General features: G+C 42.8%; 9 protein-coding genes. 3 read left to right on the forward strand and 6 right to left on the reverse strand.

The genetic code is table 11. The features are described 5' to 3' along the window. Window positions 1-10 precede the first annotated feature (10 nt). The 6 genes from QE390_RS08575 to QE390_RS08600 form a co-directional block, all read right to left on the reverse strand. Complete coding sequence (locus tag QE390_RS08575; RefSeq protein WP_307141839.1) at window positions 11-3,181, reverse strand: TonB-dependent receptor; 3,171 nt, start codon at window positions 3,179-3,181, stop codon at window positions 11-13. Between the two features lie 466 nt (window positions 3,182-3,647). Further along, on the reverse strand, window positions 3,648-4,448 hold the full coding sequence (locus QE390_RS08580) for an SDR family oxidoreductase (protein WP_307141840.1): 801 nt from the start codon (window positions 4,446-4,448) through the stop codon (window positions 3,648-3,650). A gap of 324 nt (window positions 4,449-4,772) precedes the next feature. Next, entirely contained in the window at window positions 4,773-5,507 is a 735-nt protein-coding gene (locus QE390_RS08585; RefSeq protein WP_307141841.1) for a LytTR family DNA-binding domain-containing protein, read from the reverse strand. A gap of 56 nt (window positions 5,508-5,563) precedes the next feature. Further along, complete coding sequence (locus QE390_RS08590) at window positions 5,564-6,646, reverse strand: sensor histidine kinase (RefSeq protein WP_307141843.1); 1,083 nt, start codon at window positions 6,644-6,646, stop codon at window positions 5,564-5,566. 124 nt (window positions 6,647-6,770) lie between these two features. Then, window positions 6,771-8,144 carry a HAMP domain-containing sensor histidine kinase gene (locus tag QE390_RS08595; protein ID WP_106636645.1) on the reverse strand — a complete coding sequence of 458 codons (1,374 nt, stop codon included), beginning with the start codon at window positions 8,142-8,144 and terminating at the stop codon, window positions 6,771-6,773. A gap of 18 nt (window positions 8,145-8,162) precedes the next feature. After that, a complete protein-coding gene (locus QE390_RS08600; RefSeq protein ID WP_307141844.1) occupies window positions 8,163-8,858 on the reverse strand; it encodes a response regulator transcription factor in 696 nt (231 codons plus the stop codon). A 170-nt stretch (window positions 8,859-9,028) separates the two neighbouring features. On the opposite strand from QE390_RS08600, the gene rnpA reads away from it, so the two are divergent. The 3 genes from rnpA (at window position 9,029) to QE390_RS08615 (ending at window position 12,235) form a co-directional block, all read left to right on the forward strand. Further along, window positions 9,029-9,436: a ribonuclease P protein component gene (gene rnpA / locus QE390_RS08605; protein WP_307141845.1), complete on the forward strand. Its 408-nt coding sequence runs from the start codon at window positions 9,029-9,031 to the stop codon at window positions 9,434-9,436. A 100-nt stretch (window positions 9,437-9,536) separates the two neighbouring features. Beyond that, entirely contained in the window at window positions 9,537-11,204 is a 1,668-nt protein-coding gene (locus QE390_RS08610) for a S41 family peptidase (protein ID WP_307141846.1), read from the forward strand. 170 nt (window positions 11,205-11,374) lie between these two features. Further along, window positions 11,375-12,235, forward strand: coding sequence for an AraC family transcriptional regulator (locus tag QE390_RS08615; protein WP_106636649.1), 861 nt, complete (start codon window positions 11,375-11,377; stop codon window positions 12,233-12,235). Window positions 12,236-12,310: the final 75 nt, after the last annotated feature.

The raw sequence follows: 12,310 nt of genomic DNA on the forward strand, positions 1-12,310 counted from the left end.
TCTTTAGTAATTAGAATCCAGCTTTTAAACCGACCGTAAATGTACGGGTGTTACCAACAGTGTTACGATCAACCCCCTGACTTGAGTTGCTCAGGCCATTAGAAGATACTTCTGGGTCTGGGCCGGGGTACTTAGTTAATACAGCTAAGTTTTGTCCGCTTACATAAACCCGAAGATTACTCATTTTAACCTTTGTCAAAAGAGAACTAGGCAGAGTATAGCCAAAAGTAACGTTGCGTAGTTTCAGGAAATCTCCTCTGAATACATTGATGTCTAAAGGCATGGCTGAGCCATTCGACACGTTATCGTTGAATACAGGTTTCGCATATTTTTTACCTGTATCGCCTTCTTGCATCCACGCTTCTGTTAAGACATCACGGGCATTATTCCACCAACGCTGATCGTGCAAACCAGCATTAGTACCATAATAAACGTTGAAGCCTAATTGATAGGTCAGCATTACTCCTAAGTCAAAGTTTTTGAATTTGAAGTTGTTATCCCAGCCACCATATTGCTTTGGGATTACGTTTGCATACATTACTGCATCATCTGCTTGCGTAATAGATGTTCCACCCGTTGGGCTTACATATCTCGTTCTTCCGTCTGGAGTAGTTGAATAATTGTATTGGCCCGAAGGAACATAATATTGGTAATACACATTTTGGCCCTGTGAGTTAACAAAGATACGTTTACCCGTGGTAGGATCAACGCCAGCTGTACGGACTACCCAAAGTTGACCTAAGGAATAACCCGGAGCACTTTGGTTAACCGTTTCCAGACCGCTGGTTCCTGTTTGGAGTACGTTCATGCCCGGAGCCAGAGAGCTAACTTCATTTTTATTAAAAGTAATATTGAAATTTGAAGTCCACTGGAAGTTATTCGTCTGAATGATTCGGGCATTCAGAGCTAATTCAAGGCCTTTGTTAAACATGGTCCCAACGTTTTGCGGAGGGTTCGATGGTAAGCCTGCCGAAGGAGCCTGAGCAACGTATAAAATTAAGTTATTAATGTTATTGTAGTAGTAGGCAACTTCTCCCGTAATACGGTCATTGAAAAGACCGAAATTAAGGCCAACATCTGTTTTAGTACTGGTCTCCCATTTAAGTGTAGGATTTCCAACCGTAGAGAACCCGAGAGTAGCTAAACCACCGTAGTAGCCAGAGCCATACAAAGAATAAGGAGAGTAGTCATTAACTCCACCAATGTTACCTACTTTACCATAACTACCACGAATTTTGAAGCTACTGAAGATATTATTCAACTTCGCATTTTTCCAGAAGTTTTCCTGAGTAATTTCCCAACCAGCGGACGCTCCCCAGAATACCCCTTTTTTCTCCCCCAATGCCGAATATTCATCCTGACGTAAGTTACCACTTAGGTAGTATTTTTCTTTGTAGTTATAGTTAAGACGACCGAAGACGGAAAGTAAATAGTTTTCTCCGTAGACTAAGTTAGTTGGGTTATTATTGTTCCAGCCTGCTTGCAATTCAGTATACTGTCTATCAGCAATGCTTTGACGATTCAGACCAAAACCTCTGGATGTATTACGTTGTTGTTCCTGACCAATCAGCAGGCTAAAGTTATGAGCTCCACCGAAAGAACGATCATACTGAGCTGTATTTGTCCAAAGCCATGTTTTATACTTGCCAAAAATACCCGAAGCATTACCGTTAGTAGAGAAACCGTCGCCAGTCAAAGGTGACCAAAAGATATCATTGTCAACTAGCATGTAATCAATACCGTAGGAACTCTTCAACGTTAATCCTTTGACTGGGTTTAGTTGAATGTAAGCATTGGATTGAATGTGACTTACTTCAGAGTTTGAACGGTTTAGATTTAACAGAGCAACCGGATTATAATAAGAAAGGTTGGTGATGCTCATGTTGTTTGACGAGCCGATTGCGGCGTTCCCTGCATTAATGTTTAAGGAACCATCATTATTATACGGAGCAAGGATTGGAGGGAGAACTATGGCCAAGCGACCTAAACCTGCACTGCTAAATGCTTCCCCGCTTAACGAGCCAGATGAAGTTGCTGCTAGGTTTTTCTCATTTGAGTAAGAAATTTTACCACCAATAGTAATAGCCTTGCTTAATTTACTGTCCACGTTAAATAACGCATTGAGACGCTCGAAGTCGTTTCTACGAATAATACCCTGTTGATTGGTATACCCCGTAGAGAAGTAGTAATTCGTGGTCTCGCTACCGCCAGATACATTTAAGTTATGGCTATGAGATACGCCCTGACGATATACCTGATCTTGCCATTTCGTATCGATAGGATTGCCATTGGCATCGTTCGTTTGAGTTAATGTCGTCGTGCGGGCATTGGGATTGTTAGCGATGGCCATACGCTTGAAAGTCAGATATTCCTGAGCATTTAACAATTCAGGCATACGGTACGTATTGGAAATACCGGCCCATCCATCGTAGCTTACACGTACTTTACCCGATTTACCTCTTTTGGTAGTAATGAATACTACCCCGTTAGCGGCCCGGCTACCATAGATGGCGGTTGCTGCGGCATCTTTCGCTACGTCAATGCTCTCAATATCATTAGGATTGATACTGGCAAGTGGGTTACTGGAAGCATTTCCCGCACTGTAGTTCCCTGTAAAGGTAGGAACACCGTCTACGATAACCAGCGGATAGGAACTTAAAGAGATGGAGTTCGTACCGCGAATACGGAATACTGGAGGAGCGTTTAATACACCACTGGGAACCGTGATCTGAACTCCAGGCGTACGACCTGCCAGGCCTGATTCGAAGCTTTGATTAGGCATTTGAGCAAGCTTTGCTCCGGAAACCGAACCAATGCTACCCGTAGCATCACGCTTACTTTGTGTACCATACCCAATAACCACAACTTCCGAAAGTTCGCTGGAATCGTTAATCAGTTTAACATCAATGACGCTTTTGTTGGCTACCTCGATTTCCTGCTTTTGAAATCCAATGGAAGTGAAAACAAGCACTACATTTCCGGAAGGAACACTGATTCGATACTTCCCATCCGCATCAGTGGTTGCTCCCCGGCTGGTTCCTTTAATGCTCACACTAACACCGGGAACGGTACTTCCATCGTCAGATGTAGTAACCACTCCAGTCACTACCCGATCCTGTCCATAAGCAGCTACTGCCGCTGTCAGAAACAGAATGTTTAGAAAGAGTATTAATCTCTTCATGTTTAAAGAATTGGTTAAGAATTAAGAATGAAATCAGAGTATATATTTATAGAAGAAAATGGGACAACTACAGAATACCCTAGCGAAAGGATATGCCGGAACAGCAACCAGAAAGGTTGATGGTACTGCTTCGAAAAAAGTGATTAACTAAACCAGAAAAGGAGGAGACAGTTTTCCCAAAATGAGCGTAGATTTATACATGATATTGATGAAGTTTTAGTTAAGGGAATATTACAATAGACTACAAATGTAATAGGAATCTAATATCAAGCAAATCAAATGTTAATTTTTAACAAAACTCCGTATACTTCATAGGTTTTACTGATAATTAGATAAATATACCCTCTGAATTAAGGATTTTAACGGAATATGATTCTGATAGTATAAGGCAATAAGCTCTTCTGAGAGGATCTGACTCCTATGAATAGTGCTATTTAAATGTTGAAATCGGTTCTTCCGAATATTCCTATACCCTCCGGTAATTGCGAATGAATAACCAGAGCAAGCCTGGAACATACCGCTTTAAGTAAGCTCCCATTACTTCTGTAAAACCGCCAATCCACACTTCTTTTTTCCCTTTCTTCAGGGCTTTTACAATTGCTTCGGCACAGCTTTCGGCAGAAAGTCCTTTGGAGGAGTGGTTATCAAGTTGATTGTGAGCTTTTCCGCTGGAATTCAGGGCGTTCAGTGAAAGTGCGGTTCGGACATAACCCGGACAAACGAGGGTTACCCACACGCCTTTTTTCCAGATTTCGGCCCGAAGAGCATCAAAAAAGCCTCGTAGGGCAAATTTAGAAGCAGCATAAGCCGTGCGTTCCGGCGTGGCTACGTAACCCGCCAGACTACAGATAGGAACGATGAGCCCTGTACGTTGCTGAATGAAATGCGGTAAGACGGCTTTGGTTAGGGCAATGACGCCAAAATAATTTACTTCCATTAGTCGGCGATCAATGTCAAGCGGGCTTTCCAGAGCGGAGCCTCGCTGACTGATGCCGGCGTTTTGAATTAGAATATCAAGGCGGCCAAAGGTTTGGAGAACCGTATGAATTGCTTCGGGAAAGGCTTCGATATGGGTGATGTCCAGTGGTAGAATGCATACGTTTTCTGTCGGAACGGGTAATGCTTTTTTTACCCGTACCAGCTCGGCTTCCCGCCGGGCGGACAAAACCAGCCGACAGCCTTCGCGGGCCAAAGCGTGAGCCAGGGCCTCCCCGATGCCGGAGGACGCTCCGGTAATCCAGACCACTTTATTAGGGTAGAAGGCCATAAGAACGAAGAAAGATTGTCTTGCAAAATACGCGGATTGGCCTAAAATAAAGAACCGTCGCTTCAATGAAACGACGGTTGCTCTCACCCCAAAACTTAAACTACCCACAAGGGGATTTCTTTATAGCGATTCGCCGTGGCGATTACTTTTTCTATGAATTCAGAGAAATGAACAAGCTTGAAAAAGGAATAACAGACTCAAGCCCGCAGAACTTTAATCAAATAACTCAAAAGATATTTTACTAATTTCGGGAAATATACTCTTCTCGATTTTTTGCCGATCATATCGAATAAAAGCGAGATAAGATGGGATTAAAACCGCAAGCTATTCCACTTTTCCGGCATTAATGGCTTTGAATAACGCTTCGCCGTAAGACTCGCTGATGGGAATATGAACCTGTCCAATTTTAATTCGCAGGTTGCGAATGGACTCGATTTTATCAAAAGCGATAATGAATGATTTATGGACCCGCAGGAAAGGTCCGCTGGGAAGCTTTTCTTCCATGGCCTTCATCGTTAAACGGGTAATCACCGGACGGGTTTGCCCTTCGAGATAAATCTTGACGTAGTCTTTTAAGCCTTCCACGTAAAGAATTTCCGAAATGCGGATTTTTACCAGTGAATAATCTGCATTGACGAATAAGTATTCTTGCGGAACTGCGGGTATTTCAGGAACGGATGCAGTGCTAACTTCCTGATTTTTAAGATTATATAAATCGTAAGCTTTATTGACGGCTTTGAGAAAACGCTCGAAAGAGACGGGTTTTAGCAAGTAATCAATCACGTCGAGGTTAAAGCCTTCGAGGGCGAATTCCTCGTAAGCTGTTACAAAAATTACCATCGGTGAATTTTTCAGGCTCTGCACAAATTGCACGCCACTGATACCCGGCATCTGAATATCCAGAAACAGTAAGTCAATTTGTTGCTGCTGCATTACTTCCTGGGCTTCAAACGCATTTTTACAACGTTTAACCAGATTCAGAAAAGGAACTTTGCGGATGTTATCTTCTAGTAAATCAAGAGCCAACGATTCATCGTCAACGGCCAGACAATTGATCATAGTTTCAGTCGTTTTGGGTAACTAACTAATTGATTAATAATCTAAAAATACATTTCTCAACCGTTAATGGCTTCGGTCAAAGATCGGTCTTTTAACGGATGGTCTCCATTAAAATGCAGTGAAAGCTGGACTTCATACCATTCTCCGGTTTCACTGATGGTTAATTCGTGCGATTCAGGGTATAATAAACTTAAACGACGCTGAACGTTAGGTAACCCAATACCTGAACTGCTGTCTTTCACCTCTTTAAAGCGGCGATTTACTTTGTTTCTTACCTTGAAAATGAGCGTTTTCCCTTGTGCCTGCAACATAATGTCAATGACAGGATCACTGATAATGCCGACGCCGTGTTTAAAGGCGTTTTCCACAAACGGAATCAGCAGCATGGGTTCGATAGGCTGATGTGAAAGGCGGTTGTCTGCTTCAAAATTAATTTTTACGTCGTTACCGAACCGAATTCGCTGTAAATCAATATAGTTATTAAGGTACTTGATTTCTTTTTCTAACGAAACCCGCGTGCCGTTAGACTCATACAGCATGTAACGCATCAGGTCCGAAAGCTGAATAACGACGGGCTCAACCATATCCGATTTTTTCCGGGAAAGGGAAACGATGCTGTTCAAAACGTTGAACATAAAATGGGGGCTGATCTGCGAACGTAGAAAGCTTAACTCAGATTTAAGTTGCTCATTTTCCAATTCTTTCCGTTGCTGTTCGTCGGCTAGATAGTCACTCAACAGACGATAGGTGGTACTAACGGCGAGGATGAAGAAAACGGGAAAAAGGGTATAAATCGTGATTCGGGCTGAGGGTAATTCGGGGAAGAAAACGTAATTGCGTAAGCTTAGATTAATGGAAAGAACAGCTGTCATTGACAGCAGAATATAAGCCACATAAAACCAAACTCCCTGGCGTTTTAAGACTCTGGGAATGAATATATTAGCATTTATATAAAACAAGGGAATGGTCAACATATTCAGCAAAATGATTACCTCATCGGGTACTTTTACGCGAGGCGTACCCGGGGGATTCTGAGGTGATCTGAGCAGAAAAGGCAGGGACAGAAAAAATGCCCAGAAAGCCAAGTGCATCAGAACAGTCAGGCTTTGACTGAATTTTTTAAATTTCAAATCTCGCACAAGTCGTCCGTGTGTTGTTCTACAACTAAAGTAATTAAGCCTAAAAATTTTAAATTTTCAATGCGTCGAACTTCCTGATTACCGGGATAAAGCTTCCATTTCGAGCGATCTTCAAAGGCCTGCTTTAGGCCAGGGGTAAGCGAAGCGTAAAGGTGCTGCCCTGATGAAGCTCACTTTGAACGGAAACAGAGCCGTCGTGCCACTCAGCAATGCGTTGACTTACGGCCAGCCCGATGCCATAACCCGTGTAACGAATCGCATTATTTCCCCGGAAAAATGCCCCGAAAATCCGTTCCTGATCTTTTTCGGCAATACCAATACCCTGATCCTTTACGTGAATAAAACAGTTGGACTGCTGGCGTTCGATGGTAATGTAAACCGGATGCCCATTTGAATATTTGCAGGCATTGTCCATGAGGTTGGTTAATAGGGTTTTCAACAAAGACTCATCGCCCGTTACCTGAATATCATCCGGTTTCATTTCAAAAATTGCCGGGTCGAAACAGATGTCAGTTACTTTCTGGGTTGCTCCCATGTGCGACTGAATATCAAGTAATAAATCAACGACGGATAGGGTATTTCGCCTCAGCACTTTATCGAGCGGACGAGCCAGTTGTAATAATCCGTTCGTTAATCCGATAAGACGTTGGGTATCCTGAAACAAGTCCCGCAGAATTTCCCGATATTCTTCGGCGGACAACGTTTCTTCCAGTCCCGACTGAATATCCGTCTTCATGGCCGTAAGCGGCGTTCGCAACTCGTGAGAGGCATGGGAAACGAAGCTTTTCTGTTGCTCAAAAGACATATCCAGCCGATTTAGCATCTGATTGAAATTAATGGCTAGCTGAGCAATTTCGTCCTTTCCATTTCCTTCCGAAAGACGTTCTTTGAGGTTTTGAGCCGTAATGTGCTGTATTTTTTCATTGATTGTCGCCACTGGTCGCAGGAAATAAGCGGACAACCAGCCACTAGCCAATACGGTTAGCCCAACACCAACGAACCAGCAGATGAGGAGCGTATTCCGTAGGTTGCGAAGTTTATATTTTCCGAATTTATCGTAGGCCGAAGCTAATACCACGTATTCACCCTTGGAGCTATCAATTTTAGAAGGGAAAGCCAGCCCAATCTGGTCATAAACGCCCTCGGTATACTCAACAATTTTTTCCTCCCGAACTTCTGCAATTAACCTACGGCTGTATTTAACGGGTTTGTCATCGATACTGGAATAAACGAGCTTGTTTCGGGGATCAAAAACCAGTACTAGCTCCTCGTCCAGAGCCGTCAGGGAGTTTTGGTCTATAATTCTAAGTAGCTCATTATTAATCTCTTTGACATCAATCAGATACCGGGCTGTCGTTCGGGCTTTATTTTCCAGTCGTCCCAGAAAAACTTCATCCCGGTGCCGCGACGAATCTTCGTAAATGACGTATGAAAACAAGGTGAGTAAGCTCGCAACGATGAGCGTAAAAAGCAGAGCAAGCTTGTAACGAATCCGCATGAATCAACGAGTAATGAATTAATGTTCAGGACGTAAGACATACCCCTGTCCCGCCTTGGTCTGGATTAATTTAGGCTCAAAATTGCGATCTACTTTTTTACGGAGGTAAGCAATGTAGACTTCAACGATGTTCGTACCAGGATCAAAATTCAATCCCCAGACTTCTTTCAAAAGCTCGGCTTTGGTAATCAGTCGGTTTTGATGGAGTAGTAAATATTCCAGTAGGGCGTATTCTTTCGCGGTTAATTCCAGCTTTTCTCCATCCCGGATAACGGCCTTATTCAGCAAATTCATTTCCAGATTCGCAATCCATAGTTTCGTTTGCGTCTGGGATTCTTCAATAAATTCATTTCTGCGAAGCAAGGCCTGCATGCGGGCGTGTAACTCCCGGATGTCAAATGGCTTAGCCAAGTAGTCGTCCGTGCCCTGTTCAAATCCTTTCAAACGGTCTTCGGTATCATCCAGAGCAGTTAACATCAAAATAGGCAGGCGGGGCTTCTGGCGACGCAATTCTCCGCAAATGGCGTATCCATCCAGTCCGGGTAAAACCACATCCAAAATCACCAGATCAAAACTGGAGTCCAGAGCTTTTTGTAAACCAGCGGTTCCGTCAAAAACCGGAGAAACCTCGTATCCTTTTCGACCCAGGGTTCGGGAAATACTCTCCGATAACCGCTGATCGTCTTCAACCAATAAAATTTGCTTTGCCTGCATATCGTTCAACTACTTGGAATGCTACTTAGGTACTAAAGATACGGGATTAACTACTGCTAAGGGACGATTAGAATGCAGTTTAACCCATTAAAACCCGAAAACATCCTTTGGAAACCGTTTGGTCGGGGTAATGAATTGTATCTTTGCCACCCATTTCTTATTTAGCGTCTATGGATCAGCGGTTACGAAAAACGGAGCGATTGAAGAGTAAAAAAGTCATTGATCAACTTTTTGCCCGCAATGGTAAAGATATCCTGGCTTTGTTTAGTTATCCGCTCAAGGTAAATGCTTTGGCGGGTGCTTCGACGGCTTTACCACAAGTAATGGTTTCGGTTTCTAAACGCAATTTCAAAAGAGCAGTTGACCGGAATTTACTCAAACGCCGCCTGCGGGAAGCTTACCGTTTACATAAAGAGATCCTGTTAACCAACGATCAGTGGCCCGCCAGCATTGCCATCGTTTACGTGGCAAAAGATATTTTACCCTTCGCTGATATTGAAAAGAAGATGAAGTTTATGCTCAAGCAACTCGGGAAAGCCAGTAACTCGGCCTCCGCTTCACTTACCAAGGAGGAATAATCGGGTTCGAAACGACAAATCTCATCTTTCCATAATCCAAAATTGAAATTTTTCCTCTAAATTGTTCTGAAATCGCATTTATAAAGCCAGCCATAGATTCATGAAACACACCGCTCTGAAAGTTGGCCTTCTTACCACATGTCTGGTGGGAGGGCTCGGATTATTCTCCTTTACTGATCCAGGAGAGCGGACATTCGAGATCATGAAGAATCTCGACATTTTTGCGACGCTTTTCAAAGAGCTTAATACGTATTACGTAGATGACGTAAACCCTAATAAAACCATACGTACGGGGATTGACGCTATGCTTAAAAACCTCGATCCGTATACCGTTTATTACCCCGAAGACGACATTGAGGATTACATGACCATGACCACCGGGAAGTATAACGGAATCGGTATCCTGACTCAGCAGCGGCAGGATAAATTCTTGGTTATCATGGTGTATGAAGGAACGCCTGCCGAAAAAGCAGGCATTCGCATTGGGGATGAGATTTTAAAAATTGATGGACTGGACGTGAAGAAGCCGGGCATCAATGTGGATAAGTTAATGAAGGGGCAGACGGGCAGTGCCGTAAAATTGAGCCTTCGTCGGTTTGGTCAGGATAATACGGAGGAGATCAGTGTTACTCGCGACGTAGTGAAGATGTCCAACGTGCCTTATTTCGGCATGATTAATGATGAAATTGGATACATCGATCTTAAGGATTTCACCGGAACGGCATCCAAAGAAGTACGTCAGGCTTTTACCGATTTGAAAGGAAAAGGGATGAAAAAAGTAATTCTGGATTTACGTGATAACCCCGGCGGTCTGCTAAATATGGCAGTAGATATTTCGAATATCTTTGTAAATAAGGATTCCGAGATTGTTAGTACCAAAGGCAAAGTAAGCGAGTGGAATAAAACCTACACGGCCCTGAATCCGGCTATGGATGCGGAAATTCCGCTGGTAGTATTAACCAACAGCCGTAGTGCTTCGGCAGCTGAGATTGTAGCAGGCGTTATTCAGGATTATGATCGGGGTGTACTCATTGGTCAGAAAAGTTTCGGAAAAGGGCTGGTTCAGATTACCCGTGATTTGAGTTATAACAGCAAGCTGAAAATAACGACGGCCAAATATTACATTCCCTCTGGACGCTGCATTCAGGCGATTGATTATGGACACCGGAATGCGGATGGCTCGGTAGGTAAAATCCCGGATTCGTTACAGACAGCGTTCAAAACCCGAAAAAGTGGACGTACCGTTTATGACGGCGGTGGTATTGCTCCTGATATTTCGGTAGATCACCCGGCTCAGTCGGCTATTTTGACGAGCTTATACCGGAAAGGCTATATTTTCGAGTATGCTAATAAGTATCGCCACGATCATGCTTCAATTAAGCCGGGTCGTGAATTTAGTCTGTCAGACGCTGAATACCAGGAATTTGTTAAATGGCTAGGCGATAAAGATTACGATTATACGACCGATGTTGAGCGTAAATTTGAAGAACTGGAAGCTTCTGCCAAAAAGGAAAAATATTACGATGTTGTTCAGGAACAGCTCAAAGTTTTAAAAACGAAATTTGCTCACAGCAAAGACTCTGATTTATTGAAGTTTAAAGACGAAATCCGGTACATGCTGGAGCAGGAAATCATTCTTCGCTATTATCTACAAAAAGGCCTTCGAGAGCATTCTTTTAGTAAAGATCCCGAGATTATGGCTTCGCTAAAAGTTTTTCAGGATATGAACCGCTATCAGAGTATTCTTAAAAACGGGGCTTCAAAATAATCCTCATAAAAAGAGTTCAGCTTCTGCAAACTGAACTCTTTTTATGAAGCAGGCAAATTAATAGTATCCTCAGTATCAAAGATTAGCTTCTGTTTTTTGGGCTAAAGGTTTGTAATCAAAGGTCTAATTTGCTTAGTATTGTTACTTGTTTCGTATTAACATTAGCAAAGATGAAGCCATCTTTTGAACACATAGATGCTTTGCCCGATAGCTCATTTACCTTCCGAGAGCATATTTTAGAGGCCTTTGATGCTCCGTATCATTTTCACCCCGAAGTGGAATTAACGCTGATTCTTTCTAGCCGGGGAAAGCGATTTGTGGGAACGAACGTATCAAATTTTGAAGCAGGCGATTTAGTATTAATGGGACCTAATATGCCCCATTACTGGAAAAATGAAAATAATACTGATCCTGCTCACTCGATAGTTATTCAGTTCAAAGAAGAGTTTTTAGGCCCTGATTTCTTCAAAAAACCAGAATTCTTACCCATTGCCCGCTTACTTCAAAAAGCAAAATCAGGGCTACATTTCTACGGAAAAACGGCTGAATTAGCTAGCAAAGAACTTCAGTATTTATTAAAAGCCAGTCACTTTCACCGATTACTAGGGCTTTTGGATTTATTACACACCCTAACGGAAAGTAAGGAGGTGAACGTTCTGGATACCAGTCAGTTTTTCGCTCAGTTACCCAAAACAGATTACGAACGGCTGAATAAGATTTATGCGTATATGTCTGAGAATTTCCGTCAGGAAATCCGGCTAGAGACGATCTCTGAGTTAATTAACATGACACCGCAATCCTTTTGTCGGTATTATAAGAAGGTAACTAAAAAAACCTTTGTGGATTCGCTCAATGAGTACCGCATTCGCTATGCCAGTCAGTTACTGGTTTCTGATGGGGATTTAACGGTTTCAGAAGTATGCTTTCAAAGTGGCTTTGGAAATATATCTCATTTCAATCGCCAATTCCGGCAAACCACAGGCTTAGCTCCACTTCAGTATCGGAATGAATTCCTGAAGACAGGCTTATAATCATTTTGGAAAGATAAAACTTGTAGAGCCGGGACTTTATGGCGTGTGGGTAAGCGGTGTTTTTTTACGCCGTGG

Source organism: Siphonobacter sp. SORGH_AS_1065, from assembly GCF_030818595.1.
Lineage (GTDB): Bacteria > Bacteroidota > Bacteroidia > Cytophagales > Spirosomataceae > Siphonobacter.